The organism is Borborobacter arsenicus (assembly GCF_003934165.1).
Lineage (GTDB): Bacteria > Pseudomonadota > Alphaproteobacteria > Rhizobiales > Rhizobiaceae > Pseudaminobacter > Pseudaminobacter arsenicus.
Genome location: NZ_ML133508.1, coordinates 428,461 through 455,019 on the forward strand (window position 1 = coordinate 428,461; position 26,559 = coordinate 455,019).

Sequence of the window (26,559 nt, forward strand, 5' to 3'; positions counted from 1 at the left end):
TGGGGTCTCTAGACTTGGAGAATCCATATGGCGCAGACCGCCGAAAACGTGTTCCGCGATTTTGTCACCGATGGTGTTGCGTCCAGCGGCGCGAATAAGCCGAAAAAGGCGGAAGTGCGCGAACTTCTGACCGGCTACGAGACGATCATCAACGCTTTTGTCTCGGGCGGCGGTACGATCGTTCAAGGCGCCGCCAATCTGCCGACGCTGCTCAACTATCCGTCGCTCACGATGGCCTGGGTCATCGATCCGGACCCGAATTTGAGCGGCATCTATCAGAAGCAGGGTGCCTCAGGAGCCGGCTCGTGGGTGCGCCTGCTCGACCTGCCGTATAGCTTCATCAAGGCCACCAATGCAGGCGCCGGCACGGCCAATGCCATTGTTGCCACGACGAGCATCCCGGTTCCAACTGCAGACGGCGGCGCGCTGGTCACGGTCAATGTGTCGGCCGACAACACCGGGCCGGCGACGGTATCGTTCAACGGCGGGCCTGCGCTCAACATCATCAGTTCGTCCGGCAATGCGATGCAGGCCGGCTATCTGACGGCTGGAATGCAGATTGCAGGCTTTAAGGTCGGCTCGGATTTCCGGCTGCTGAGTGAAGCGGCTACGGCAGCGATGCTGGCGCTGGTCGAGCAAGCGGTGCTTGATGCGCAGGCGGCGGTTGCGGCCGCGCAGGCGGCCATGTCGTCGGTCGTTCCGAACATCTTCGCCACCAAGGCAGCGGCAGAAGCCTATGCGCCGGCCGTGGCGCCGGATTTCATTAATCTGGCCGGATACACGTTTGCGGGTGATGGTGGCGGCGCTCTCTATAAGAAGGTCGCAGTTGAACCGACACATGCGGGCAAGTTCTCGATCACGCTGTCTGATGCTGTGACTGTGGTCTGGTATGAGATTGCTGAGGAAGTGGTCAATCCGCTGATGTTCGGCGTCAATCGTAACAGCGCCTTCGACCAGACCGCCGCATTCCAGGCTATGCTCGACCACGGCGCGACAGAAATCTATCTCCCGCGCGGCATCTATAAGCTCGACGGCGATCTGACGTGCAATCACGACCTGAAGGTCAGGGGGGTGGGCACGCTCGATTTCTCGGCCGGCACTGGGCAACTGGCCACCTCTGGAATTGCAACAAGGGTTGGAGATCTTTCTGCCAACGTAGCCAAAGGTAGCCGTACGCTGTCCTTTACCTCCGTTGATGGTATCGAGGAGTTCGATCTCCTCTGTCTCTACAATCCTACCGATTATTCATGGTCAGGACATCGCGCATCGTATCGCGAGGGTGAGTTTTGCCGGGTCCATTCGATCAGCGGGAACACGGTCACGATCTATGGTCAGACGTATGATCCGTACACCGCCGCCAACATGCAAGTGTATCGGGTCGATGGTGTCTCTGTCGATATCGATGAAATCACGGTCATCCCAAGCGCGACCGCAAGTAAGGCGCCGATCCAGATCGACTACGGTGACGGCGTTCGCATCGGAAGGATAAAGGGCTCCAAAGGTGCTTATGCCTTAATCCAAATCAAGCGCTGCTATGATGTGGTGATCGATGATCCTTCCGTTCTCAATAATTCTCCGGTCGTCAGCGATGAATACGGCATTTCGATTGCGAACTCGCAGAATCTCCGCATCAGCGGTCCCGCCATCAACGCCACGCGCCACGCGGTAGCTCTCGGCGGCTTCGATGAAGTCAATTGTGTTCCAACGCGTGAGGCCAGGATACACAATGCGATCTTGTCCAATGCGGTCGATATCGGGGCCGGAGATGCGCATGGAAACTGCGATTGCGTCACCTACCAAGGATGCACGTTCCGAAATCAGGGCGCGCTTGGCGGGCGCAATACGTCATGGCTCGGCTGTACGATTCGGGGCGACAAGACAGCCAGCGGCATAGGTATGTTCGGCACTGAGATCGTCGGCGGTACATACACCTTTAGCGACAACACGATTATCTCTGACGGCGACGGCGCCGCAAACGCGTACTTCCATATGGTCGCGTACGGACCTGGAAACACACCAACAGGCCTGCAGGGCCTTCGCGATGATCTGCTACTGGTTGCAAACAACAACACCTTTGATGTAGCGGGCGGCGTCAACTCGAAATTGTTTCATTATGACCATCGCGGCAATGCCAAGAAGGCGACGATTATAATCGATGGTGTGGTTGTCCATCGCGCAACAGCGCTTCAAACGGTTGCATGGATCAGGGATACCGTAACGACGCCGATGGCATCCAACGGAATCGTGGTAGACCATGTATTCGCACCGTCTGGAACAGCGTTGCTTCTGAGCCAGTCATCGTTGGCGGGCGTCCCGACACGCGAGATGACGCAGCGCGGCAAGGTGGACTTCACTACCCAGGCCAACCAGGTGAACGCAGCCCCGGCGCAGAACTTCCGTTATAAATATTCAAAGATGCCGTCCGCTACTGCAGGCGTCTCCTTGGCGGCGGGTACATCAAGCGGCTTGACGGCCGGTCAGCCAGCATCGCCAAAAATCTATGAATTGAGCAGCACATACATTCGTCCTGCCATTGTCGCGCCAGCCGCGTTTACTGCGGGTGACGTTGTATCGATGCACTGGACGGCAGGAATACAGGATGTCTAAGCGCGGGCTGAGGGTAATGACAAGCTTCAATTGCTGGTAGGCATCTCCCGCAACACTGGGCGGGATGAGCGAAAATATCGTCTCATGTTCGATATTGGTCGCTCGAACAGGTGGAAGGATAGCGGCGCCACAATGAAGGTTAGTGCCGCCCCTATCAGCGGTTCAGGTGGCCATCCTGCTGTAACGCGATAGGGGCCGTTCCCGGTCAGGATGCCCTGCCACATGTACAGGCCATAGCTGATTACGCCTATGTAGCCAATCGGGCCCCAATCCATCAGGTGAACCGCACGGCGGTGCTGGTTGAGAAAGACCCAACCGATCACGCCAGCAATTCCGGCCGTCCCGGCGAACTCAATTGCTGCTGTGAGGGGTAGAAACAGGGGCAAGGAAATCGCCGCTAGCGAGATCGCCAGCGCGACCGGGCTGCGCCATATGAAAAATAGAGGCGCGTTGACGATTGCCATCAGCGAGCCGAACAGGATCGGGTAGATAGCCGGTATCGTCCACCTATTGGTGTAATGTGTATCGGAGAACTGTGGCCAAGGCGCGGTCCATGAAAAGTAGCAGATTGTTATGAACGCAACGCAGCCCGCCACCAGAAAACCCCTTCGGGGCGAAAGCAAGGCGAACACGAAAGGCCAGATCAGGTAATACTGTTCTTCAACTGCCAGGCTCCACAGGTGGCTCAGATAGTTTACCGTGTCTGCCTTGGGGATGAAATTGAAGACGTAAAGCGCACTGTACCACATTGCAGCCCATGCTGGTTGCGCAATCCCAGCCCAGATAAAAACGGACAGCAGTGCCAATACAAGGAAGTAAAGCGGCAGGATGCGAAGAGCGCGTCGGGCCATGAAATGCAAGACATTAATCCCGCCGGTTTTCTCGTACTCCTTGATCAGTAGGATGGTGATGAGAAAACCCGACAAGACGAAGAATGTTTTCACGCCGTAATTGGCGTTGAATACGGTGAAGAACTGTTTCCAGAATGGGCTTTGCACCTGTTGCACAATTCCAACGTGCGACAGGATGACAAGCAGAACAGAAAACGCGCGAAGAGCGTTGAAGCCGTAGATGTGCTGCATTCTGCCGATCCCCCGATAACCGGGCAGCCTTCGCACCAATCCGGTGGATTTTCAACCCACCCCCCCCGGCGCTGACAAGGCCGCCCCCTCCGATAAAAGGACAATCACCATGGACAGAACCGTGCCCACCGGCGCGGCGATGCTGCGCATCCTTGGCCGCCTGTCCCGTGTCTTGAATCGCGCCTTGGGAGGCAAGCCCGGCCAAACCCTGTGCGCCCGCATAGCGGTGGAGCGCGGCACGCAATGCCGATTCTGCCGCTTGGTTGGCTGGTTCACAAGTCCGAACCACTGCGCCGACGAGCTTGCGCGATGGAACAGGCGCGGGACGGCGGCAAGCCAAAGGGTGCGCAAATTAAGGAACCACCCATGAATCTAGACCTTGGTGACACTCGGCTGATCATTGCCGAGTGTGCGCAGCGCGGCTTGCTGCGCAATCAGGCCGCCTATGTGCTGGCGACGGCATATTGGGAGACGGCCCGCACCATGAAGCCGGTGCGCGAATATGGCGGGGAAAAGTATCTCAAGGGCAAGAAATATTGGCCATACGTGGGTATGGGCTACGTTCAACTGACCTGGCGCGAGAATTACGAGAAGGTCGGCAAGAAGCTTGGCGTGGATTTCGTCGCCAATCCGCGCCTACTGTTAAAGCCCGAATATGCCGCACCGATTCTGGTTGCCGGCATGAAGGACGGCTGGTTTGCCGGAGACAAGGCTGGCCGCCATTCACTGGGCAGGTACATCACGCTCCAGAAATCCGACTTCACCAGTGCCCGCCGCATCATCAACGGCACGGACAAGGCGGCGTCGATCGCCGCTATCGCGCGCGATTACGACGCGAGCCTGAAGGCGCTGGGATATGGCGTTGTAGGCGCGCCAGCCACTTTGCCTACAACGCCACACACCAAGCCCAACCTTTGGGCGCTGCTAGCCGCATGGTTTCAGCGCTGGTTCGGCCGCACACAGAAAGACGTAAAATGATTCCAGCCATTCTACTGGATCTGGCCGGCAGTGTTGCCGTGCCAGTCATTAAGAGCATTTTCGCCGACAAGTTCGGCGATGGCGGCAAGCTTGCCGGTGAAGTGGTCGACGTCGTGGCCGGCAAGCTTGGCGTGCCCGCGGCCAAAATCCAAGACCAGCCGCCCGAGAAAGTGCAAGAAGCACTGGTTGCCGCGGACCCAATCGCCGCGGACCTGCTGGCGCAGTATGTCGAGTCGCAGCGGCTCATGAATGAAACCATTGCCGGAGAGCGCGACAAAGGTGGCCCGACGTGGACTTGGGCCTGGCGCCCGTTCGGCATGTGGCTGTTTCTCGCTCTGACCGCGCACTACGGCGTTGTGGTGCCGCTGTTGAACGCCCTTTTGACAAGCCCGTTGGTGCTGGTGCTGGACATTCCGACGTTCGTAACGCTGTTTATCACCTACACCGGCCTCTACATGGGCGGGCATACCGCCAAGGCTGCTGTTGACGGCTGGCGGGCTAGCCGCAAATGACCGTAGAACTGATGGGTGCCATTGGCTTTCTGGTCATGCTGGCCGGCGCGCTGTTCGGACAGTACAAGTGGTGGAGTGGTTCGATAGGCAAGGTGCGCGACGATCTGGCCGCGCATAAGCTGCATGTTGCCGAGTCCTATGTGACCAAGGCCGGTATGTCCGAGCAGACGGCGCAGATTATGAAGGCTATCGAGGGTATCGGCAACCGGATCGACGGTATCAGCGAGCGGCTGGACAGGGCGTTTGAGCGCACACCACGCTCGCGCTCCTGACTCTACGCGCTGTTCCTAAAAACATCCTTGACGCCGAATAATTTTTGTTGCAGCCGCGTTTGACGCTACATACAAATAGATCGTGGCCTAGCGAGTCGGCCATGTGCGGCCTCACCAACCGCACCACCAGTCGCCAAGCGGCTGCACCACCACACGGCGCTACACCAGTAGCGCAGGCGCTAGCGGCAATAGTCGTAGGGCGCAAGAGGAGACATCCTCATGAAATGGCTACGCAATACAGCGGCGCTTGTTGCCGTTGCTGCGGCTATCGGTTTTCCGCTTGCCGCCTACAATGCACCGGCGGCTCCAGCACAAGCATCGCCAACGGTCAAGGTTCTTATGGCGAGCGGCCATGGTTCCGGCGTTCATATTGGCAACGGCTTCGTCATTACGGCCGGCCACGTTACCGAAGGCTACAGGACCGTTACTGTTCGCACGCAGGACGGCAAGGAGCGCGACGGCGAGGTTCTTTGGTACAACCATGCCAGCGATGTGTCGCTCGTGCATGTGACGAGCCTAGAAGCCAAGGCGGCAGCTCTTTCTTGCGCACCGACGAGCATTGGCGACGCCATCCGCATCGAGGGCAACCCAAGCGCGGTAGAGTTCGCCGTTACGTGGGGCAAGGTTAGCGCTTTCGGCAAGACCTGTTTTGAAAACCTCGATGGTAACGGTCAGTGGCGTGTGCTTGTAACTCTGGACGCTACGGCTGCACCCGGCGTCAGCGGCGGACCAGTTTATGACGGCAATGGTTACACTGTGCGCGGCATTCTTGTGTCCGGCATGGTCACCACGCGCGGTACGTTCGCTTACACGTACATGGTGCCTTCGACTGAAATCTGCCGCGTGCTTGGGCGCGCATAATCAAGCGGGTGTCCTTCGGGGCACCCGCATTTTTCGTTTGGGGAGATCACTATGGAACGGTTCTTTGTGGCGTTCTTCGGGACGCTAATCCTTGTCGCTGTAGGCATTGGCATAATTGCCGCTATAGTCCTCGGATTTCACTATTTTGGCCTGATAGGCGGCGGGTTGTTGGGCGCGCTGTCGCTTGCGTCGTTTGCGGGGCTTATGAACTATCTCGACGACCCGGCGAAGAAGGGGGCGCAATCATGAACTGGCTGCGCGACTTATTGGGCATCAACCGCTACGAGGTTGCCTGGAGTTGGGATAGCGGACGCGACACGCCGTACACCGGAAGCACGCGACAGTTCAAGGGCTGTCGCCCAATGACCAAGCGCCGAGCTTCTCGCTTGGCGCGCCAGATGAACAATGATTACGGCGCTGGAACGCATTGGGTGGAGCCAGCATGACCGACTGGCCCAAGCGCGCTGACGGCACAAACAAGACCATTGGCGAAATGACCGAGGAGGAGCGCCGCCCGATTCTTCGTGCCGCATTCTTGCGCAGCAAGATGGCGGCAGTTCCGGCGCTCGCCTACCGCATTGTTAAGGAGCCCACCACTTGAAGCCACAAATTTCAAACGACCTCGCGCTTGAGGCGGCAATCATGCGCGCGGCTTGCGACAGCGACAGCGAAGCCGCAACCCGGCTAGGCATTGCTCGCTCGACGTTTCAAAATCGAATGAAGCGCGCCGCGGAGCGCGGGCTTGTCGCGCCTGGCAGAGAGACGATGCCCGGGTATCGCATCGAGTCTCTGACCGAGACGCCGAACGGCACGTTTATAAAGCAGCGCAAGGAACACGGTGAGGAATACACGCCGACGCTGCCGGTGAAGGGCAAAACGACGCTAGTTGATGCGGAAGGCCGCATCATCACGCAGCACATCATGGAGAGGGCGAGTGCGGAGGCGCAGGCTGACGCCCTGCGGGCCATGGTGGATGCGTTCAAGGAAGAGATACCGCGCGTCAACATCATGCGGGCGCCTCGGGGTAGCATAGCCGAGATCGCCAATCAGTTCACTGTTACAGACAACCACTTCGGGATGCTGTCATGGCGCGAAGAGACCGGCGCAGACTATGATTTGCGGATTGCCGAGCATCTTCTGCTTGATTGGTTTTCCGCAGCCGTTTCACAGGCCCCGCACGGCGACACGGCGATCCTAGCGCAACTCGGAGACCTGATGCACCATGACGCACTGGAATCGGTGACTCCTGCACACAAGCATGTGCTGGACGCTGATAGTCGGTTGCAGAAGGTAATTCGCGTCGTCATCAAAACCATCCGGCGCATTATCGACATGCTTCTGCAGTCTCACCAGCGCGTGCATGTCGTCATGGCTTCGGGCAATCACGACCCGGCATCGTCTGCATGGCTGCGCGAGATGCTGGCCGCGATGTACGAGCTTGAGCCGCGGATTACCGTCGATAATTCGCCAAGCCTCTATTACGCTTTCCAGTGGGGGCAAACCGGACTTTATTATCACCACATGCACAAGCGTGACGTGAAGGACATCGACCGCGTATTCGCCGGCATCTTCCGCGAGATGTTTGGGCGCTGCCGCTACAACTACGGCCACGGCGGGCATCGCCATAGCGACCAAGTGATTGAGACACCACTAATGATCGTGGAGCGCCACCAGACGCTTGCCGCACCAGACGCGCATTCTGCTGGCGGCGGGTGGCTGTCCGGTAGGTCGGCCAAGCGCATCACCTACAGCAAGGATTTCGGCGAAGTCGGGCGGTCGACGTTGCGGCCTGAAATGGTGCTTGGCGCAAGCAAGATGCAGGCGGCGAATGATAACGGGCCGCGGACGGTCGCCGCATGAACCTCTGGATCTTCTCCGACACGCACATGGACCACGGGCGGTTCAATCTTGAGCCGCCCGCCAGCGCCGACGTGGCAATTGCGGCGGGCGACATCCAGAACGACGACTTTCTGGTTGCGCTCGCCCGGCAACTGCCTGTGGTCTTCGTGCCCGGCAACCACGAGTTCTATGGCTACGCCTATGCGGAGCGGCTTGCCGTCCTGCGGGCATTGCCCGGCGTCACGGTGCTGGACAACGACACAGCCACCATCGGCGGCATCCGGTTCCACGGCGCAACGCTATGGACCGATTACGGCTACAACCCGCTGGCGGCAGAAACTGCGCGCCGCAGCATGAACGACCATCGCTATATCAAGTGGACGAAGGAACCATATCAGCGATTCCTGCCGTCGCATGCGACCAAGATGCATCAGGCTTCGGTTCGGTATCTGGACGTCAACGTGAGGCCCGGCGACGTGGTGGTGACGCATCACGCGCCGTCCGAGCGATCGGTCGCGCCGAAGTATGCCGGGCAGCTTTTGAACCATGCTTACTTTTCCGCCCTGGACGCGGAGATTGAAGCATGGAGGCCGGCGCTATGGGTGCATGGCCACGTTCATACCTGTTTCGATTATCAGGTCGGAGAAACCAGAGTGCTGTGCAATCCGCACGGCTATCCCGGCGAGAACCCGGATTTTGATCCTGCGCTTGTCGTTGCCGTCTAACCGGGCGGCGAACACCACGAAGAGGAGATGAATATGAGAACCTATCCCGGAGGCGGCTATACCGGCACGCCGCCCGTCAACGGCGGCACGCTCTACGACCATCCGCGCAATGTGCCCAAACTCCACTGGGACTCGGTTGCCCGCAGCTACGTTGAGCACGACACGGAGCACATGGAGATGTTTGGGGAAATTGTGGCTACAGCAGACGTGGAGGTTGATGCTGACGGGACGCGGCACATCGTTGCGGTCAACGACAACCTGCCGGTTGCCCGGCAACAGGCACGGGACGACGAGAAGTGGCGCAGCACGGTAGGCTTCCGGCTTAAGTGCTTACCCCTCGGCATAACCTACCTCGGCTCACCATACAGCCTCTACAAACACGGTCTGCATCGTGCTGCTCGCGAAGCCGCAATGGCTGCGGCCCGCCTGATGGAGATTGGGCTGGTTGTTTATGCGCCAATCCCGCACGGACATAGCATCGCGTGTTGGGGTGACCTGCCGGCCGAGTGGGAGTTCTGGAAGAGGCAGTGCCAGCCGTACATCGACGCAGCTTCGTCGCTGGTGGTGCTCAAGCTTGATGGCTGGCAAGACAGCGTGGGGCTGACTTACGAAATCGAATGCTTCGAAGAGGCCGGCAAGCCGATCGTCATGGTGACGATGGACGAAGTGCTGGGGCTTCGTGGCGAAGGGAAGAGGAGTGCGGCGTGATGGTGAATCTAGACACTGCGCGTAAACTGTTCCGCTACGACCGGGAAGCGGGGAAATTGTACTGGAAAGAGCGTGGACCAGAGTTCCAATCCGATGATGCGAAGCGCCGAACGTGGAACACAAGGTGGGCAGGCAAGGAAGCTGGCAGCATCAGGCAAGGATATCGTGTCTGCGAGGTATTTGGGCGCCCCATGAAGATTCACCGCATTATCTGGTTTCTTGAGAAAGGCTGCTGGCCAGATGTAATCGATCATATTGACGGTGATGGCCTCAACAATCGCATTGATAACCTAAGAGACGTGTCGCAGGCGGAGAACATGAGAAATGCCGCCCGTCCCAACGACAACACATCGGGGAGAGTCGGTGTGTCGAGGTTGCATCGAACAGACCACTGGGGAGACTGCTGGCAAGCGTACATAAATGTGCGTGGAAAGAGGATAGCCTTGGGACTTTTCAAGTCATTCGAGCATGCGTGTCTCGCCAGAGAGGATGCGGAAAGGCAATACGGGTATCACGCAAATCATGGGAGGGCTGCGGCATGACATACAACTTCCATGCTGGGATGGACGTAGTTTGCATCGATGACAATGTGCCTCTGGCTGGAGGCGGTGTGGTTAAGGATGCGAACATCACAGAGGGGGAGACGTACCGACTCCGTTGGGTAGGCATGGCGTCGCACTACGTCTTTGGCGACTACCTTGGCGTCAAGCTTGAAGGCGTCGACAGCAAGTTTGGCGAGGCGTGGGGCGTTCCCGATGCTCCTTATGCCGCCCGCCGCTTTCGTCCGCTGGTGAAGGATCCTATCGCGTTGTTCCGACGCATTGCCACGGACCCCGACTATAAGATTGATGCCCCAGAAGGGCCGGTTCGGGACGAGCCGTTGCCGCCAGAGAAGGCGCCGAAACGTGAGAAGGAGGTGGTGTGATGGATAGAGACGACGCAATAGCCAACTTGAAGCACAGTTTCCACAAGACACGCTTGACAGAGAAGGTGTCCGTGGACGCCGATGCTCTTGGCGCCATTCTCTACGACAACGACAACAAGCCCAATCTAGAAGTGCCGGCGAAAGTGCGCGCAATAGCCATCAACGACCTGGTGCGCTACTTCCACGGCAAGTCAGCCGCGAATGGCTGGTGGTCCGAGTCCGATCGCGCCAATCCGTTTGTCGTGCCGTGCAAATTGATGCTGGCGGTTAGCGAGCTTTCAGAGGCGATGGAGGGTCACCGCAAGAACCTGATGGACGACAAACTGCCCCACCGCAAGATGATCGAGGTGGAACTTGGCGATGCGCTCATTCGCATTTTCGATATGGCCGGTTTCCTTGGCCTGGACCTTGGCGGCGCAACCATGGAAAAGGATGCCTACAACGATGTGCGCGCCGACCATAAGGCGGAAGCCCGCGCTGCTACGGGCGGAAAGGCGTATTGATGGCCACCCAAACACGAGAAGCCTTGATGGCTGCCGTCGTGGCAGCAATCAAGGAAGTTGGCATTGATGCGTTCAAGCGCACGTCGCTGTTTCTGTCGAATGAGAGGAGGGCGTGATGGCTGAAAGCATGATTGAGAAGGTGGCGAGGGCTATTTGCGCCAGCGACTTCCTTGGCGACAACGATGTTTGGGCAAAGCTGTCGCCAGCCATGCAGGGCAACTACTGCGACAACGCCCGCGCCGCCATCGAGGCAATGCGGGAGCCGACGATGTTCATGTTGAGGTCGGCAGATAACGCCATCATTTCCGATGAGAGGTTCGAATCCGGTCCTTTCGAGAGCGACAAGTTCACATGGGAAACCATGATAGACGCAGCCCTTGCGGAGCAACAGTCATGACCCCCACCAACACCGCTGCCTGGTCACCATGGGGTCGCCAGCCGCTTGCTGCGAATGATAATCTCCCGCGTGTGGTTGCCTTTACCGGCGTCGCTGGTAGCGGCAAGTCCACCGCTGCGGACTACCTCACCAGCAAGGGTTACACACGCATCAAGTTCGCCGGCCCGCTTAAGGCCATGTGCCGCGCCGTTGGCCTTTCAGACGAACACATCGAGGGTGACCTGAAAGAGCGCCCGCTGGACTGGTTACAAGGCAAGTCGCCGCGCCAGTTCATGCAGCGCCTTGGAACAGAGTTCGGCAGGGACTGCATCGGCCCACACTTCTGGGTCGGCCTGTGGGAGCGGGCCGCACTTGAGGTGCTGGACGAAGGCGGGCGCGTCGTCTGCGACGACTGCCGCTTCGCCAACGAGGCCGATGCGGTGCGCAAGCTGGGCGGTGTTGTTGTCCGGCTGGCGGGGCGAGGGGGCTTGGCCGGTGGCCATGCTTCGGAGAGCGTGGATTGGGAGGCGGATGCGATGATCGGCAACCACCACGGCATAGACAGACTGCGTGAAAACCTCGACTGGGTGATGCGTGAGGTGGCGGCATGATCTATAAAGAGACCGCGGCCAGCGGAGAGGTGCTGATCTATATGAACGGCGCGCTGCTGTACAAGAAATACCCGACGGGCGATTCTGTGCTGTTCGAAAAGTATGGACCTCCGACACGGAAGGCTGATCGCGATGCCGGGCACTATTGACCTCGCCGCCGCCTACGAGCTTGCCGCCCAATGGCACGATAAGAACTACAGAGGCTGCATGGCTATTGCTAAGGACGAACCGCGCATAGCGGCGGACATTCGCGAGCGGGCCAAACAGGCAGCGGTCCATCATAGCGCCAGCGCTGCCGGGTTGCGGCACGCCGCAATCGAGCATAGACGAAAGGCTTTACATTAGGGCGCTTCGGCGCCCTTTATTTTTGTGACGCCTTGCTCGGCACCAAATTCCCACTAGCATCCCGCACACGCCGCCTCTTCTTCTCGCCGGTAGGTCTAGCGGCACGCGGCACAAGTTGCTCCGCGCTGACTGTGCGCAGGAACGTCGCCGGGTTGAACTGTCCGTCGTTACGCGACAGCGCGTCGACCAGCCGGGGCGGCAGGATACCGTTGTCGTGCAGGAACTTCGCGCTAGCGAGCATCGCCTCGATGTGGCGGTTAGCCTCGTCGGCCAGCGCGGCCTTGGCCTTAACTTCGGCTTCGCGTTCCAGTTCGGCTAGCGCCATGTCAATCTCGTCCCGCTGCCGCCTTAGCTCCGCAGGACTCTTCTCCAGCAGTTCCGGGCGCAGTTTCGTTATGTCGTCGACTGCCATGTTTATGTCTCCGCTTATAGCGCGGATATACGGTAACGGCAGGCAAAAGAAAAGCCCGCACACGGCGGGCTACGGGCTTCGCTTGCGTGGTGGCTGTCGCTATTCCTTTGCGCGTTACGGATTGTGGGTCGTGCGGTAGCAAGCGGGTGGATGTGCAAAATAAAACACACTTTTTCGACTCCACTTTTGAAACCGTTGCAGTATAAGGCGTAGCAACCTCCAAGTTCTCCCTTGGTAAGGGAGAGGTCGAGAGTTCAATCCTCTCTCGCAGCACCAGGTCGCCCCCCACGATCCTGCAGAAAACACGCCTGTCCGGCTTCGCCGCTTGGCTTGCCGCATCGCCTTGCCTGGTCCGGGGAAATCCCGGCCTGCACGTCTTGGCGCAGGCCGGCTGCAGGAACAGTTCTCAATCGCCGTAGATGTCGAAGTCGAAATATTTGGCGACGATCTTGCCATAGGTGCCGTCGGCAACGATCGCGTCGATGGCCGCGTTCAGATTTTCCCGCAGCTTGTCGTCGCCCTTGCGCACCGCTATGCCGGTTTCGGAGTCGGTGCCCTTGATGTCGCCGATCATCTTGCAGCAATCCTGACCGTTGGTCTTCATCCAGTCGACCAGAACGAACTTGTCGGCGACCACGGCGTCGATGCGGCCATTGGTCAGGTCGGCCATGGCTTCTTCCTGCGTCGGGTATTGCTTCACGTCCGCGCCGGCCTTTGCATAGAAATCGTCTGCATAGATGCTCTGCGTGGTCGAGGCCTGGGCACCGACCGTCTTGCCGGCAAGGGCGGCCGGTTCGGTCGAGGTCAGGTCGGAATCCTTGGCTGCGACAAGCGCCAGCGGCGTCACGTAATATTTGTTGGTGAAGTCGACCTGCTTCTTGCGTTCATCGGTGATCGTCATCGAAGCGACGATGGCGTCGAACTTGCCGGCTTGCAGCGCAGGAATGATCCCGTCCCAATCCTGTGTCACAAGTTCGCATTCAACTTTCATCTGCTTGCACAGCGCCTCGGCTATGTCGACGTCGAAGCCGACCAGCTTGCCGTCGGCGGTCAGGCTGTTGAAGGGCGGATAGGCGCCTTCCGTGCCGATTTTGAGCTTGGTGGCGTCTTGCGCAAATGCCGTTCCGAGCGCAAGCGCCAGAATGGCTGCAGCCAGTGGGCCGGCATAGTGGGATAGTTTCATCGAATCCTCCATTGATGGCCCATCCTTGGGATGAACCGGGCGACATCTGCGGGCGCGCGCCATGGCATAAGAGCTGTCGCGTGGTCCCAGAACCTTGCGCGTCCAGTTGGGCGCGGTGTCGTAATCTGCACCAGCCGAACCGGTTTCGCCAGATTTCTTGCAAAACCGGTGCATTATTGTGATGGGAGCGCTGCCGCTAGCGCAGATTGAACTGGACGGGCAGCGAAAGCTTCATCCGGCTGGAGGCGATCTCCGGTGGCGGGGGAGGCACCGGCGAGGCCCGGTTCACCATTTCAAGCGCGGCCTTGTCCAGTTCCGCATTGCCCGACGAGCTAGCGATCCGGGCCGAGACGACCGAGCCCGACGCGTTGATGGCAAAGCTCACCTGCACCATCCCTTCTTCGCCGCGCGATTTTGCTCCGCGCGGATAGCGCTTGTGGCGGTTGATCCACGCCAGCACGCGCGACTGCCAGCGCGCCGGGCTGACTGAAGGCGCCTTGGAGGCCTTGCTGCTGCGCGAGTTCTGCTCGGAAGGCGTGGGTTTGGCCTCCGCCGTTCTTGGTGTCGGTTCCTTGCGTTCCGGCTTTTTCTCCACCTGCCTGGGCTTCCTGGGCGCAGGCTTTTCCTTCGGCTTGTCTTCGATGACCGGCCGCTTCTGCGGCAGCGTCGCCACCACTTCGGGTGTCACCACATCCGGAACTTCTATCTCGTCGACCAGAGGTTCAACGGTTTGCGGGTCGACTTCCTCTGGCTGCACGTCCTCGACCGGCTCGATCGTATCGGGTTGCAGTGCAGCCGTCTCCAGCGGCTCTTCCTGCGGTTCTACCATCTCTGCTTCAGCGCTTTCTGTCGGCTCGACCACCTCCTCGGCTGCCTCCGCAACTTCCTCGACCGGCTCGATTGTATCCTCGACAGTCTCCTGTGGCGTCGCATCGGATGCCACCGCATCCGGCAGCGTCATGGGAAGCGGGGTGAGGTCGATTTCAAGCGCCTGCTCGGCCGCATCGATGGGCAGCTCGGCTTGCGAGGTATGAAGCGCATAGGCTGCCAGCCCATGTGCTCCCAGCATGAAAAGTGCTGCGCTGCCCCACAGTGCCGCCTCGCGCAGCGACAGGATGCCCGGTGCCCTTCTCATTGGCTTGCCGCCGAGGCCTCGGCGCCCGGCACCATTTCGAGGCCGACCAGCGCCACCTTGAGATAGCCGCTGGCACGCAGAAGGTTCATCACCTCCATCAGGTCGCCATAGGCCACTGCCTTGTCCGCGCGCAGCAGGATGCGTGTTTCCTTGTCGCCGCCGGTGCGGCTGTCGAGGGTTGTGCCGAATGTATCGCGCGCGATCTCCTCATTGCCGATGGCGAGTGCGAGGTCCTGCTTCAGCGTCAGGAAGATCGGCTTTTCCGGTCGTGGTGCTGCCTGGGCCGTCGAGCCGGGCAGATCGACATTAACGTCCACCGTGGCCAGCGGTGCCGCCACCATGAAGATGATCAAGAGAACAAGAATGACGTCGATGAACGGCGTCACATTGATCTCGTGGGTTTCCTCCAGATCATCGCCCGCACGTTCCCTGATTCTGCCTGCCATGGCCCGTGTCCTTATTCAGCCGCCATGGCTCTGCGCGGCAAGGCGCGGAAATCGAGGTCACGGCTCACCAGCCGTTCCACGCCGGCGCTGGCGTCGGCCAGCACCTGCCGGTAGCCGGCGATCGAACGGGCAAAGACGTTGTAGATCACCACTGCCGGTATCGCCGCGACAAGCCCGAGCGCCGTAGCCAGCAATGCCTCGGCGATGCCCGGCGCCACCACGGCCAGATTGGTGGTCTGCGCTTCCGAAATGCCGATGAAGGCGTTCATGATCCCCCACACCGTGCCGAACAGGCCCACGAAAGGGGCCGTCGAGCCGATCGTTGCCAATACACCGGTGCTGCGCGCCATGCGTCGTCCCGCCTGCGCCTCGATGCGCGACAGATGCGACGTCACCCGCTCCTTCAGCCCGTCGCCCTTTGCATGGTCTAGCGCTTCGGTTGAAAGTTCGACCTCATGGCGGGCGGCCTGCACCATAAGTGCGGCCGGATCGCTCTGGCTCGACATGCCAGGCACGAGTTCCACCAGGCTGCGGGCCTCCACGATGCGGCGAAGCGCGCGCTGCGCCCTCAATTTGGCCGCGGCGAGTTCCAGCGATTTGGCAAGCCATACTGTCCAGGTCACCAGTGAGGCGAAGGCGAGGCCGATCATGACCGCCTTGACGACGATATCGGCGCCCATAAACATGCCCCAGGGCGACAGGTCGTGCGGCAGGACCATGTCGGCCGCAGGCTGTGTGGCGTCCTCTGCCGGTGCCTGGATGGCCGGTTCGACGGCTTCCGGCTGCGCGCCCGCAGGCTCCGGCTGGGCATTGCCGCTGTCCGGGGCTTGCACGGCCGGCACTGATGTGGAGTCGGCCTGGGTGGGCGCTTGCGGCTGGATATCCTGTGCTGTCCCGATCGCGGGGCTCATCAGCAATGATGCCGCAAACAGCAAGGCGGCGACAATTTTGATCACGGTACGCTTCCTGAGGTTATTTCTTGACTTTTATACTCAACTAACAAGCCTGATCAATGGGCCGGTCACATTTTGTGTGGGAGAAAGCGGGAACCCGCTGGAAGGTATCAGCCATCATATATGTTTGCCCCCGCTGGCGCAGCCTGTGGTTTCCCGGGATGATGGGATGGGGGAAAACTCCTGAATATCCATCTGTTTAGCGGCAATGACATTGATAAGGCGCGAAAGGCATCTGATGATGCCCGTCCTAGAGCAGCGGGCGTTCTGACGAACGCGTGCCCTGCTGCTCCAGTTGGTTTCTTTAGCCGCATTTGTGCAACGTCAGACGATTCTGTCTGACTGCAAAATGCTCTAGTGCAAGGTCGAAACTGAAACATGACGCCCGATGCAGCGCTGACAAATATCCTTTCCGGCGTCTCGGCCATCGGCTCGATCGAACGGGTTCCGCTCGGCGAAGCGCTGGGCAGGATCGCTTCGGAGGATATTACATCGTCGGTCAGGCTTCCGGCCTTCGACAATTCCGCAATGGACGGCTTTTGCGTCCATGCCGACGATCTTGGCGGTGCGTTGCCGTTTCGGCTCCGTCTCCAGGCTGAGTTGCGAGCCGGTGAGCGGCCGGACACCACTCTTCGGCCCGGCCATGCGATTCGTATCATGACCGGCGCCATGGTGCCGGACGGCGCTGCGGCGGTGGTGCTCGACGAGGGGGCCGAGGTGGCCGATGGCGCGGTCACCATCCATCGCACCGTCACTGCCGGCAAGAATATCCGCCGCACCGGCGAGGATGTTCAACTCGGCACCACAATCGTTCCGGCAGGCTCGCTTCTGACTGCCCGGCATCTGGCGCTGCTTGCGGTGGCCGGGGTTGGCCGGGTCGTTGTGCGCCGCGCGCCGCGTGTGGGAGTGATGTCGACTGGAAACGAACTGTTGGAGCCGGGAAACGAAGCCGGAAACGGGCGGATCGTCGAGATCAACCGGTTCTTCCTCCTGTCGATGCTGAGATTGACCGGCGCGGTCGTGACCGATCTCGGCATCGTCCCGGATGATCTCGATTCGCTTGCCGGCGCCTTTGCCAATAATCGGGGTCTCGACTTGATCGTGACGTCGGGAGGTGTTGCAGGCAGCGACGCCGATCTCGTCACAGCCGCAGTGTCTGCCGCTGGCGGCAACACTTCGGTCTGCGCATTGGCGCTACGGCCGGGCAAGCCTATAGCGTTCGGTTCGCTGGGGGCTTGCCGCACACTGCATTTGCCGGGAAATCCGATGGCGGCATTGGTGACGGGTTTTCTGTTCATGCTGCCGCTTGTGCGCATGCAGGCCGGTCTCGACCCGCACAATCGACCGGCAATCGCAAAGACCGCAGGCGAGTTCCACCACGTTCCACGCAAGACAGAGTTCGTTCCCGTCCGCATCGTCGGTCCCGACGCGGACGGAATCCCGCTTGTGGAGATGCTTGGAAAGGGCGGCTCGGCGCGGCTCCTGCCGCTGGTCATGGCTGACGGGCTGGCGGAACTGCCTGCATCGCGTGGTTCTCTCGATACAGGCGAGTTCGTGCCCTTCTACAGCTTCCGGCAGATGGGCCTGGCTTGACCTTTATGCCGCCTTGTTGCGCCGCTCCTGTCCCGCGATCATCTCGGCGATGGGGCCGAAGACGAGGTCGCGGATGTCGGCGCGTGCCAGCGCGAAGGCGACATTGGCCTGGATGAAGCCCTCCTTGGAGCCGCAGTCGAAGGTGCGGCCGGCATAGGGATGGGCGTGGAAGGCCTGGCTGTCGGCAAGGCGCTTCATCGCATCGGTGAGCTGGATCTCGTTGCCGGCGCCGCGCTCCTGCGTGCCGAGCAGCTCGAACACCTCCGGCTGCAATATGTAGCGGCCGTTGATGTAGTAGTTGGAGGGCGCCTGCGCCGGGTCCGGCTTTTCCACCATTTCGGTCACGACAAAGCCCGAGCCGACCTCGCCGCCCTTGCCGACAATGCCGTATTTGTTGGTCTCGGTCGGGCCGCATTGCTCGACCGCGATCACATTGCCGCCGGTGCGCTCGTAAAGCTCCATCGCCCCGGCCAGGCAGCCGCGGGCCCCGAACGACACCATGTCGGGCAACAGCAGCGCAAACGGCTCGTCGCCGATGATGTCGCGCGCGCACCACACCGCATGGCCAAGCCCGTGCGGCACCTGCTGGCGGGTGAACGAGACCGCGCCGGCCGGCAGCTGCAGCGCCTGCAGGGCGGTGATCTGGCCGACCTTGTTCGTGCGCGTCAGCGTGTCGAGCAGCTCGGGCTGGATGTCGAAATAGTCCTCGATGACATGCTTGTTGCGGCCGGTGACGAAGACGATGTGCTCGATGCCGGCCTCCAGCGCCTCATCGACCGCATATTGCACCACCGGCCGATCGACCACCGTCAGCATCTCCTTCGGCATCGCCTTGGTCGCCGGCAGGAAACGCGTTCCCAACCCCGCCACCGGGATCACCGCCTTCTTCACTTGTTTCATCACACCATCCCTGTTCTGCAATTTTGGCGACCCGCCCAATTCCAGAATTACCCGCCCAGCGATCGACTGGCCGGCAAGCTTTTACTTTTAAAGAGGCTCGACGCGTGAAATCGCGTCCTGCCGACGATTTCAAGAACACCCGACCCGTGGTTTTGTTCCACCAGACTGGCTTGCACGATCCGGTATCCCTGTCTCGTGGGAGCAGACGTGGCGCAACGGAATGACCACAATATGGCGTTTGCAGCCCCGTGAGCGTAAATCTCCCAACCCTGTTAAGACGATTCGTCGCCGATTTTCGCCGGGGAGAAAAGCTCAGCCTGGCCCAGCATTTGGTTCATGAAGCTGATCTGCTGCTCGAGCAAGCCTATACGTTTGGTGTAGCCGATCATCGATTCGGTCATCTCGTCTATCTTCGCTGACGTTGCTGTGGCAGCGCGATTGTCTTCGAGCGCCTGCTGCGAGAAGGCTGCGTCGGCGGTGATCTTCTCGTAGCGCTCCTTCAGCCCATCGCGCTCGCGCAGGATTTCCGAACGCAATTCGTCCAGAAACTGGTGCAGCCGCCGCTGCCGGCTTTCATCGGCCTCACGGTCGCGCTCCGGATTTCTGGTGCGGAAGCGGAACAGTGCCATTGCTGCGTGCCCTCGGTCGATTTGCGGTTGCCGAACCCTATCAGCAAAGCCGTTAGGGCTCAGCACAAATCGACGCTTCAGCTTGCAGGCGCCGGCCAGGTGGTAGAGTGTGACTGGACGGGCGGCGGTTTCCTTGGCAAGAGGGCCGTGCTTCCACATATCTCCCTGATCTTGTCACGTATCGGACCTGTCATGACCAATATCGCCCTTACCGGGCTTGCCCGTGATCTTGCCAAGCGAGAAGAGGAGGGCCGTCCGATCCGCATCGGGGTCATCGGGTCCGGCGAGATGGGCACTGACCTGGTGACACAGGCGATGCTGATGCCCGGCGTCGAGGTCTGCGCAGTTTCAACGCGCCGCCCGCATACGGCTCGTGCTGCAATCGGTATCGCCTATGGCGACGACGCCAAGGCCGCCGAGGCTGATACCCAGTCGAAGGTCACATCGGGCATTGAAGCCGGAAAGATCGTGATCACCTCCAATGAGATGCTGGTCACCAATCCGCTAATCGACGTCGTCATCGACGCCACCGGCAAGCCCGGTGTCGCCGCCGATTTCGACCTGATGGCCATGGAGCACGGCAAGCATCTGGTCATGATGAATGTCGAGGCCGACGTCACCATCGGCGCCTATCTGAAGAAACAGGCCGACAAGCTCGGCGTCGTCTATTCGGTTGGCGCCGGCGACGAGCCTTCGAGCTGCATGGAACTGATCGAGTTTGCGACCGCGCTTGGCTACACCATCGTCTCGGCCGGCAAGGGCAAGAACAACCCGCTCAATCATGATGCCGTTCCCGACGACTATCGTGAGGAAGCTGAGCGCCGTAACATGAACCCGCGCATGCTGGTCGAGTTCGTGGATGGTTCCAAGACCATGGTCGAGATGTGCGCCATCGCCAACGCCACCGGCCTGGTGCCGGACAGGCCGGGCATGCACGGGCCGGCGGCCAATCGCGACGAATTGGCCAAGGTGCTGATCCCGCGCGAAGATGGCGGGCTGCTGTCGAAAAAGGGCGTTGTCGATTACACCATCGGCAAGGGCGTTGCGCCCGGCGTGTTCGTCATCGTGGAAGCGACCCATCCGCGCATCATCGAGCGCATGGACGACCTCAATATCGGCAAGGGGCCCTATTACAGCTTCTTCCGGCCCTATCACCTGACCAGCCTCGAAGTGCCGCTGACGGCCGCCCGCATCATGCTCTACGGCCGGCCCGACATGGTGCCGCTGCCGCGCCCGGTGGCCGAGGTCTGCGCCGTCGCCAAGCGTGATCTTGCCGCCGGCGAAACCCTGGATGCCATCGGCGAGACCTGCTACCGCTCCTGGACGATGACGGTGGAGGAGGCGCGCGCCGGCCATGCGGTGCCGGTCGGCCTGCTGGAAGGCGGCAAGGTGCTGAAGCCGGTGAAGAAGGGCGAATTGCTTACCGCCGACAACGCCGCGCCCGATCCCACCACGCGCCTTTACGAGTTGCGCCGCAGGCAGGACGAGATGCTCTACGGCAGGGCGTGACGCCCTGCAGGCAACTTACTACGAAACTACTTCCCCAGTTCGATCGAGCGCCGCCGCGCGGCTTCAACTGCCTCGCCCACCAGCGTCTTCAGCCGGTCATTGCCCATCAGTACTGCAAGGGCCGCCGCCGTCGTGCCCTTGGGGCTGGTCACTTGCTGGCGCAGTGTGCCTGGTTCTTCGTCGCTTTCGGCGGCGAGGCTTGCCGCGCCATAGACCGTCTGCATGGCAAGCAGCTTGGCCGTCTCCTTGGGCAGTCCCGCCTGTTCCGCGGCTGCCGTCAGGCACTCGATGAAGTGGAAAATATAGGCTGGCCCGGAACCCGAAACGGCAGTCACCGCATCCATCTGCCTTTCGTCGTCCACCGTCGCCACCGCACCGCTTGCCGCCAGCAGCTTTTCAACGAAGGCGCTGGTTTCGGTGCTGACATTGCCGTTGGCGCATGACACCATCATGCCCTTGCCGATCGCCGCCGGTGTGTTCGGCATCACGCGGATGATCGGGGTCTTGCTCCCCAATATCTCCTCGAATGTCGCGATCGGCGTGCCGGCCGCGACGCTGACAAAGGTGGTTTCGCCGTCGCCGAGATTTTTGTAGGCGGCCGTTACGTCACGGATCACCTGCGGCTTCACCGCCAGCACCACCAGCTTCGGCGTGGTGCCGGCCGGAATGTCGGACGCATCGCCACCGACGGCGCTGCCGAGCTTCTGCGCGCGCGCACGCAACTCTTCATTGGGCTCGATGACAAAGGTTTCCGCCGGCTGCAGCCGGCCCGATTTCAGCCAGCCGGCGAGCATGGCGTATCCCATATTGCCGCAACCGGCGAGCACGACTTTCACGGTCATTTCGATCCTCCAGATCGGTTCTCCTTATCCCCTCTCGCAGAGGCAGGAAAGACCCGTCAGCCGGCGTGGCCGCTTCGTACCGGAAAACGTGCCACCAGCCTCAGCCCGATGATGCTGAAGACAAAAAGCAGCCAGACCGGGTCGGCGCGGCGGAAGAAGAAGCTCTCCAGAAAGGAATTCAGCGCCGTAAACAGCAGCGTCATCATGAAGAAGTCGCCGAGATAGATATTTTCCTTGCGCAGCGGGATGCGCAAATAGTCCCGTGTCGGCGCGACGAAGAAGGCCCAGCATGCCGCAATCAGCGCCGGAATGCCCATGGTCACCGCGATATCGAGATAGCCATTATGGCCGTGCACCATGGTGCGGATGTCCCAGGCGCGGTCGAAGGGTTGGTCGGTATTGGTCAGGAAAGGCGTGCCCCAGAAGCTTTCATAGCCATAACCTAGCCAAGGGCGTTGCGCGATCATTTCGCCGCCGAATTCCCACAGCGTCGTGCGGCCGGTATAGGTCAGGTCCGGCACGATCTGGTAGGCGAGTTGCTTGAGCGGATCTATGAAGACGATGCCGAGCGTGCCCAATGCCGTTACGATGATGGCGAAGAGAAACAGGATCGGCGTCAGGACGCGCATGCCGATCATGCCCGGCAGCGCCACCATCAGGATCGAGAAAGGTACCAGCCCCGCCGTGGTCTTGGAACCGGTGTTCAGCATGAAGATCATGGCGCCGGCGAGAACGACCCCGCCAACGCCCTTCCAGCCGCGCCGGAACAGATAGAGCCCGCCAAAGCTCAGACAGGCCATCACCGGCCCGGCGATGTTCTTGTGCGTGAACACGCCGCGCCACAGGCCGGCATGCTGCGGTTCGGCGGAATCCGCCAGATGCTTCGCCTCGTTGGGGAATATCACCAGTCCGACATAGCACAGGGCAAGAACGGTCAGTCCAGTAAAGGCGATGACGGTGGAGAAGGCTTCGGCATCGCGTGGGATCGCCAGCACGGCAGCCATCACCAGAATGCCGATCAGCGTGAAGGAGGCGGCACGCAGGGCCTCGTCGGGACTGGTCGCATTGAACGCCGACAGCAGGAAAAACCCGATCACCAGCAGAAAGGAGGGGCCGAACAGGGCCGGCAGCACCCGTCGCTCGGCAAAGGTCAACAGCGAAAAGACGGCAAACCCGCCAAGCCCGCCATAGCCAAGCTGGTTGACGACATCGCCGCCAGTGGTCGTCAGTTCCGCGCCGCTCGGCTGGAATGGCCGGAACGACACCATCACCATCGTCAGCAGGATCGCCGCAATTGCCGTCGCGATACGATCGCGCGGGAACGCGTCCGCTATGGTGGCGTGCTCAGTTCTTTTCAGGCTGCCGGTACTGCTCATTGGCATATCCGAACTCCGCCATCACCCGCCCGAGCGCCACATAGATCGGATAGAGCCCGACGGCGGGCCAGCCGGATTTTGCCGCCCATGAGGCTCCGCGAAGCGGCGACAGGCCGAGCAGGGCCAGGCTTTTCAGGAACACTTTGGTATTGGCAAAAGGCGTGCCGGCCCGCTTCTTCTTTTCCACCAGCGTCGAGATGACGCCGTTGCGCAGGCTGCGCTTGCGGATCCAGTCGGCCTCCACGCGCCGTGCAGGTATGGTTTCGTAGACGGGAGCCTCGGCGCACCAGCAAAGCTTGAAGCCGCGCTGCGCTGCCCTGCTCAGGAAGTCCGAATCCCCGCCACCCATGAAATTGAACTTCAGGTCGAGGAAGGGCGGACCCATGGCCGCCAGAACGACGCGCGAAACCAGAAGATTGCCGGATGAGTAAAGCGCGCGCACACGCCCGCTCTGCGTATAGGGAGGAGCAAACACCGGATGGCGCGCCCATTTCTGATGCGCCGCCTCGGCGAATACCGGCACCTGCGGCCCGCCGACGATGTCGGCTTCCAGCGTCTCGGCCGTCAGGCACATGCGTTCCAGCCAGTTTTCGTCGGCGACCTCGTCATCGTCGATCACCAGCAGGTGACGGAAAGCCGGAAAATAGCGGATTGCCGTTTGCCAGCCAGCATTGTAGGCGCTGCAATTGCCGCGTTGATGCGCGATGATCACCATGCCGCTGAAATGCCTGCTGTCGAACAGCGGCACCGCTGCCTGCGCGCCTGCACATGCCTCCGCCTCGTTTTCCATGACAATTACGGCAAAGCGCCGCTGTGTCTGCTGTGCACGCAGCGATTCCAGCGTCGCAAGCAGTTGCTGCGGCCGCTTGAATGTCGGCACGGTCACCACCGCTTCGATCGCGTCGCAATCCAATCCGGGTGTCTTGCCGGCAATCGATATGGCGCCGTCTGATGGCATAAGTGTCATACGTCACACATCTCGAAACCAGAGCATCGGACCGAAAAGTGGAAGCCGGTTATTCGGAATAATCCGATGCTCAGTCAAAGTGTTAGAGCGTCCTTTGTGCGTCTGGTTGGACGCACGGGCTCTAAGTCCACAGCTAACACTGACGGCGATAACGATCCGTTAAACACCTTTCGCGGATCAACTGCGGCCGGCAAGGATCGAGTCAATCTCGCCCGGAAGCTTAATCAACGGTTCACTGCGCTCTGCTAGCGAGTGCAGCATAGGACAGCCATGATGCATCTTCTATTTGCAACGTCGATCGTGCCCGACGGCGCGCTTGGATCGGGTTACGAGATCGCCAATGCGGCGATCATCGACGCATTGCGCCGATCCGGCGCCAGGGTCACGGTGCTCGGCTTCTGCTGGCCCGGCAAGCAGCCTTCCGATCCGCAGAACACTGTCGTGCTCGGTCAGCTCGATGTCCGCACCGACACTGCAAGCGCTGGGCAGAAGTTTGGCTGGCTCGCCAAGGCGACGCTTTCAGGCCTGACCTTCTCCTCCGTCAAGCTGCGGGCCGTTCCGGCCGATCAGATCAGGCAGGCGATCAAAAAGGCAGGCCCCTTCGACGGCTATGTCCTGAATTCGGTGCAATTCGCCGGCGCTTTCGAAAATCTCTTCGAGAACCTGCCATCCATCTTCGTGGCCCATAATGTCGAGCACCAGTCGGCGCTGGAAAACGCCGCCGCCGCGACTGGCCTCCTGCAGCGCTTTCTCTACCGGCGCGAGGCTCGGCTGTTGAAGAGGCTGGAAGAGCGTCTTTGCGCCAAGGCCCGCTTTGTCTTCACTCTGGCGGAGGAGGATCGTGCCGCGCTCGGTGTAGAATCTGATGAAAGATCGGCCGCCCTGCCGCTGGTCACACGCGCCAAGGCGCCGCGTCTGGCTGTCGGTCGCCGGATCGATTGCGATGCCGCGCTGATCGGCACCTGGACCTGGCAGCCGAACCGGATCGGTCTGGACTGGTTTCTTGGCGAGGTCGTGCCGCATCTGCGCAAGGATTTCCGCATCAGGATAGCCGGTAGCCGCCCGGCCGATCTGGCTTCGTTGCATCCGGGGGTCGAATTCGTCGGCCGCGTGCCGGACGCGGAAGCGTTCATCCGCAGCGCTGCGGTGGTGCCGCTGATCAGCCGTGCGGGCACCGGCGTCCAGTTGAAGACCATCGAGACATTCGAATTCGGGTTGCCTTCCGTGGCCACGCGCAATGCGCTTCGTGGTATCGATCATTTGCCGAAAAATTGCGTGGTCTGCGACGATCCCGTCGCCTTTGCCAGGGCGCTGGAACAGGCCGCCGACGCCAGGAGCGATGCCATCGACGGTTCCGCATTCCATCGCCGCCAGCTTTCGGCGCTCGACGCACGGATAGCGCGGGGCCTGGAAACGCTCGGCCACTCACGCCATGAGATCGCTGCATGAACATGCATGCCACCGCACGTTCCATTCCCGGTGTCGCCGCCTCGAAGAATATCCTCGGCATCGCTGTCGCCAGCATCGATTGGGGCGAGGCCATCGCCCTTCTCAAGACCAGCCTGGCCGAGCGTAGATTCACCAAGGTCAGCTTTCTCAACGCCCACAACGCCAATATCGCTTGCGCCGACCGGGAATTCGCCAAGGCGTTGGATGATTTCCTGATCCTGCCCGACGGCATTGGCGTCGATATTGCTGCAAGGCTCCTCTATGGCGCGCCATTTCCCTCCAATCTGAACGGTACGGACTTCGTGCCCGGTTTCCTGCGTGCTACCACCCGGCCGCTGACGGTGGGGCTTCTCGGTGCATCCCGGCGCAATGCCGATGGGGCCGCCCGCAAGCTCTCCGCGCTTGCTCCCCAGCACAGCTTCGCCGTCATCCATGACGGCTATTTCTCGCCCGAACAGGAGCCGGAGATCGTCGCGCGCATCGAGGCGCTGCGCCCAGACGTGCTTCTGGTAGCCATGGGCGTGCCCCGGCAGGAACTGTGGATCGCCCGCAACATGACCGAGCGCCATTGCACCCTTCCCATTGCGGTGGGGGCTCTGCTCGATTTCCTGAGCGGGGCAGTACCCCGCGCCCCGGCCTGGATGCGCCGGCTGCGGCTGGAATGGGTGTTCCGGCTGCTGATCGAGCCACGGCGGCTCTGGCACCGCTACATCGTCGGCAATCCGCTGTTTCTCGCGCGTGCACTGCGCCAGAAGCTTCGCGGCTCGAAGGCCGTTTCTTGAACAGCCCTTCACACGATCCACAGGCGAATGCATCCTCGC

Annotated in this window: 32 protein-coding genes; 21 read left to right on the forward strand and 11 right to left on the reverse strand. The window is 60.7% G+C overall.

Annotated elements, in window-relative coordinates:
- Positions 1–27 precede the first annotated feature (27 nt).
- Positions 28–2,607: a phage tailspike polysaccharide lyase family protein gene (locus EET67_RS02155; RefSeq protein WP_128624545.1), complete on the forward strand. Its 2,580-nt coding sequence runs from the start codon at positions 28–30 to the stop codon at positions 2,605–2,607.
- Positions 2,608–2,633: 26 nt separating this feature from the next.
- On the opposite strand, the gene EET67_RS02160 is transcribed toward EET67_RS02155, so the two are convergent.
- Positions 2,634–3,689, reverse strand: a complete 1,056-nt coding sequence (locus tag EET67_RS02160) for an acyltransferase family protein (RefSeq protein WP_128624546.1) — start codon at positions 3,687–3,689, stop codon at positions 2,634–2,636.
- Between the two features lie 243 nt (positions 3,690–3,932).
- On the opposite strand from EET67_RS02160, the gene EET67_RS02165 reads away from it, so the two are divergent.
- From EET67_RS02165 to EET67_RS25525, 16 genes are all read left to right on the forward strand, one after another.
- Positions 3,933–4,667 carry a hypothetical protein gene (locus tag EET67_RS02165; RefSeq protein ID WP_245450664.1) on the forward strand — a complete coding sequence of 245 codons (735 nt, stop codon included), beginning with the start codon at positions 3,933–3,935 and terminating at the stop codon, positions 4,665–4,667.
- Positions 4,664–5,179, forward strand: coding sequence for a hypothetical protein (locus EET67_RS02170; RefSeq protein WP_128624547.1), 516 nt, complete (start codon positions 4,664–4,666; stop codon positions 5,177–5,179). The genes EET67_RS02165 and EET67_RS02170 overlap by 4 nt, the downstream gene beginning before the upstream one ends.
- Positions 5,176–5,451 (forward strand): hypothetical protein, encoded by a 276-nt coding sequence (locus tag EET67_RS02175; protein ID WP_128624548.1) that lies wholly within the window; start codon positions 5,176–5,178, stop codon positions 5,449–5,451. The genes EET67_RS02170 and EET67_RS02175 overlap by 4 nt, the downstream gene beginning before the upstream one ends.
- Positions 5,452–5,670: 219 nt before the next feature.
- The gene (locus EET67_RS02180; protein WP_128624549.1) at positions 5,671–6,312 is read left to right on the forward strand and encodes a S1 family peptidase; all 642 of its coding nucleotides are present in this window, start codon (positions 5,671–5,673) and stop codon (positions 6,310–6,312) included.
- Positions 6,313–6,363: 51 nt separating this feature from the next.
- Complete coding sequence (locus EET67_RS02185; RefSeq protein ID WP_128624550.1) at positions 6,364–6,561, forward strand: hypothetical protein; 198 nt, start codon at positions 6,364–6,366, stop codon at positions 6,559–6,561.
- On the forward strand, positions 6,558–6,758 hold the full coding sequence (locus tag EET67_RS02190; protein WP_128624551.1) for a hypothetical protein: 201 nt from the start codon (positions 6,558–6,560) through the stop codon (positions 6,756–6,758). Before EET67_RS02185 ends, EET67_RS02190 begins: the two co-directional genes overlap by 4 nt.
- Positions 6,755–6,913 (forward strand): hypothetical protein, encoded by a 159-nt coding sequence (locus EET67_RS25520; RefSeq protein ID WP_165899761.1) that lies wholly within the window; start codon positions 6,755–6,757, stop codon positions 6,911–6,913. Before EET67_RS02190 ends, EET67_RS25520 begins: the two co-directional genes overlap by 4 nt.
- Before the next feature lie 41 nt (positions 6,914–6,954).
- Positions 6,955–8,172 (forward strand): oxidoreductase, encoded by a 1,218-nt coding sequence (locus EET67_RS02195; RefSeq protein WP_210211083.1) that lies wholly within the window; start codon positions 6,955–6,957, stop codon positions 8,170–8,172.
- A complete protein-coding gene (locus EET67_RS02200; RefSeq protein WP_128624552.1) occupies positions 8,169–8,876 on the forward strand; it encodes a metallophosphoesterase in 708 nt (235 codons plus the stop codon). Before EET67_RS02195 ends, EET67_RS02200 begins: the two co-directional genes overlap by 4 nt.
- A 33-nt stretch (positions 8,877–8,909) precedes the next feature.
- Complete coding sequence (locus EET67_RS02205; RefSeq protein ID WP_165899762.1) at positions 8,910–9,584, forward strand: DUF1937 family protein; 675 nt, start codon at positions 8,910–8,912, stop codon at positions 9,582–9,584.
- A 191-nt stretch (positions 9,585–9,775) separates the two neighbouring features.
- On the forward strand, positions 9,776–10,126 hold the full coding sequence (locus tag EET67_RS26565; RefSeq protein ID WP_425359496.1) for an HNH endonuclease signature motif containing protein: 351 nt from the start codon (positions 9,776–9,778) through the stop codon (positions 10,124–10,126).
- A complete protein-coding gene (locus tag EET67_RS02215; protein WP_210211084.1) occupies positions 10,123–10,509 on the forward strand; it encodes a CAP-Gly domain protein in 387 nt (128 codons plus the stop codon). Before EET67_RS26565 ends, EET67_RS02215 begins: the two co-directional genes overlap by 4 nt.
- A complete protein-coding gene (locus EET67_RS02220) occupies positions 10,509–11,012 on the forward strand; it encodes a nucleoside triphosphate pyrophosphohydrolase family protein (RefSeq protein WP_210211085.1) in 504 nt (167 codons plus the stop codon). Before EET67_RS02215 ends, EET67_RS02220 begins: the two co-directional genes overlap by 1 nt.
- Before the next feature lie 115 nt (positions 11,013–11,127).
- Entirely contained in the window at positions 11,128–11,409 is a 282-nt protein-coding gene (locus tag EET67_RS02225) for a hypothetical protein (RefSeq protein WP_128624555.1), read from the forward strand.
- Positions 11,406–11,999, forward strand: a complete 594-nt coding sequence (locus tag EET67_RS02230) for a deoxynucleotide monophosphate kinase family protein (protein ID WP_128624556.1) — start codon at positions 11,406–11,408, stop codon at positions 11,997–11,999. Before EET67_RS02225 ends, EET67_RS02230 begins: the two co-directional genes overlap by 4 nt.
- A complete protein-coding gene (locus EET67_RS25525) occupies positions 11,996–12,148 on the forward strand; it encodes a hypothetical protein (RefSeq protein WP_165899764.1) in 153 nt (50 codons plus the stop codon). The genes EET67_RS02230 and EET67_RS25525 overlap by 4 nt, the downstream gene beginning before the upstream one ends.
- A 212-nt stretch (positions 12,149–12,360) precedes the next feature.
- On the opposite strand, the gene EET67_RS02235 is transcribed toward EET67_RS25525, so the two are convergent.
- The 5 genes from EET67_RS02235 to exbB form a co-directional block, all read right to left on the reverse strand.
- On the reverse strand, positions 12,361–12,756 hold the full coding sequence (locus EET67_RS02235; RefSeq protein ID WP_128624557.1) for a hypothetical protein: 396 nt from the start codon (positions 12,754–12,756) through the stop codon (positions 12,361–12,363).
- 406 nt (positions 12,757–13,162) lie between these two features.
- On the reverse strand, positions 13,163–13,939 hold the full coding sequence (locus EET67_RS02240) for an ABC transporter substrate-binding protein (RefSeq protein WP_128624558.1): 777 nt from the start codon (positions 13,937–13,939) through the stop codon (positions 13,163–13,165).
- Positions 13,940–14,135: 196 nt separating this feature from the next.
- The gene (locus EET67_RS02245; RefSeq protein WP_128624559.1) at positions 14,136–15,074 is read right to left on the reverse strand and encodes an energy transducer TonB; all 939 of its coding nucleotides are present in this window, start codon (positions 15,072–15,074) and stop codon (positions 14,136–14,138) included.
- Entirely contained in the window at positions 15,071–15,520 is a 450-nt protein-coding gene (exbD, locus tag EET67_RS02250; protein ID WP_128624560.1) for a TonB system transport protein ExbD, read from the reverse strand. The genes EET67_RS02245 and exbD overlap by 4 nt, the downstream gene beginning before the upstream one ends.
- An 11-nt stretch (positions 15,521–15,531) precedes the next feature.
- A complete protein-coding gene (gene exbB, locus EET67_RS02255) occupies positions 15,532–16,431 on the reverse strand; it encodes a tonB-system energizer ExbB (RefSeq protein WP_128624681.1) in 900 nt (299 codons plus the stop codon).
- 420 nt (positions 16,432–16,851) lie between these two features.
- Here exbB and EET67_RS02260 point away from each other — a divergent pair, with 420 nt between their 5' ends.
- Positions 16,852–18,066: a molybdopterin molybdotransferase MoeA gene (locus EET67_RS02260; protein ID WP_128624561.1), complete on the forward strand. Its 1,215-nt coding sequence runs from the start codon at positions 16,852–16,854 to the stop codon at positions 18,064–18,066.
- Between the two features lie 3 nt (positions 18,067–18,069).
- Here the strand turns inward: EET67_RS02260 and EET67_RS02265 are convergent, their stop codons facing one another.
- Both EET67_RS02265 and EET67_RS02270 read right to left on the reverse strand, forming a co-directional pair.
- Entirely contained in the window at positions 18,070–18,966 is an 897-nt protein-coding gene (locus EET67_RS02265) for a UTP--glucose-1-phosphate uridylyltransferase (RefSeq protein WP_128624562.1), read from the reverse strand.
- Positions 18,967–19,238: 272 nt separating this feature from the next.
- The gene (locus EET67_RS02270) at positions 19,239–19,754 is read right to left on the reverse strand and encodes a hypothetical protein (protein ID WP_128624563.1); all 516 of its coding nucleotides are present in this window, start codon (positions 19,752–19,754) and stop codon (positions 19,239–19,241) included.
- A 33-nt stretch (positions 19,755–19,787) separates the two neighbouring features.
- Between EET67_RS02270 and EET67_RS02275 the strand changes: the two genes are divergently transcribed.
- A complete protein-coding gene (locus EET67_RS02275) occupies positions 19,788–21,104 on the forward strand; it encodes an NAD(P)H-dependent oxidoreductase (RefSeq protein ID WP_128624564.1) in 1,317 nt (438 codons plus the stop codon).
- Between the two features lie 26 nt (positions 21,105–21,130).
- On the opposite strand, the gene proC is transcribed toward EET67_RS02275, so the two are convergent.
- The 3 genes from proC to EET67_RS02290 are packed head-to-tail and all read right to left on the reverse strand — an operon-like array spanning position 21,131 to position 24,289.
- Positions 21,131–21,946: a pyrroline-5-carboxylate reductase gene (gene proC / locus EET67_RS02280; RefSeq protein ID WP_128624565.1), complete on the reverse strand. Its 816-nt coding sequence runs from the start codon at positions 21,944–21,946 to the stop codon at positions 21,131–21,133.
- Between the two features lie 56 nt (positions 21,947–22,002).
- Positions 22,003–23,322, reverse strand: a complete 1,320-nt coding sequence (locus EET67_RS02285; RefSeq protein ID WP_128624566.1) for an O-antigen ligase family protein — start codon at positions 23,320–23,322, stop codon at positions 22,003–22,005.
- Positions 23,291–24,289, reverse strand: coding sequence for a glycosyltransferase family 2 protein (locus EET67_RS02290; protein WP_128624567.1), 999 nt, complete (start codon positions 24,287–24,289; stop codon positions 23,291–23,293). The genes EET67_RS02285 and EET67_RS02290 overlap by 32 nt, the downstream gene beginning before the upstream one ends.
- Before the next feature lie 273 nt (positions 24,290–24,562).
- Here EET67_RS02290 and EET67_RS02295 point away from each other — a divergent pair, with 273 nt between their 5' ends.
- Positions 24,563–25,738, forward strand: a complete 1,176-nt coding sequence (locus EET67_RS02295; protein ID WP_128624568.1) for a glycosyltransferase — start codon at positions 24,563–24,565, stop codon at positions 25,736–25,738.
- A complete protein-coding gene (locus EET67_RS02300; RefSeq protein WP_128624569.1) occupies positions 25,735–26,520 on the forward strand; it encodes a WecB/TagA/CpsF family glycosyltransferase in 786 nt (261 codons plus the stop codon). The genes EET67_RS02295 and EET67_RS02300 overlap by 4 nt, the downstream gene beginning before the upstream one ends.
- Positions 26,521–26,559 lie beyond the last annotated feature (39 nt).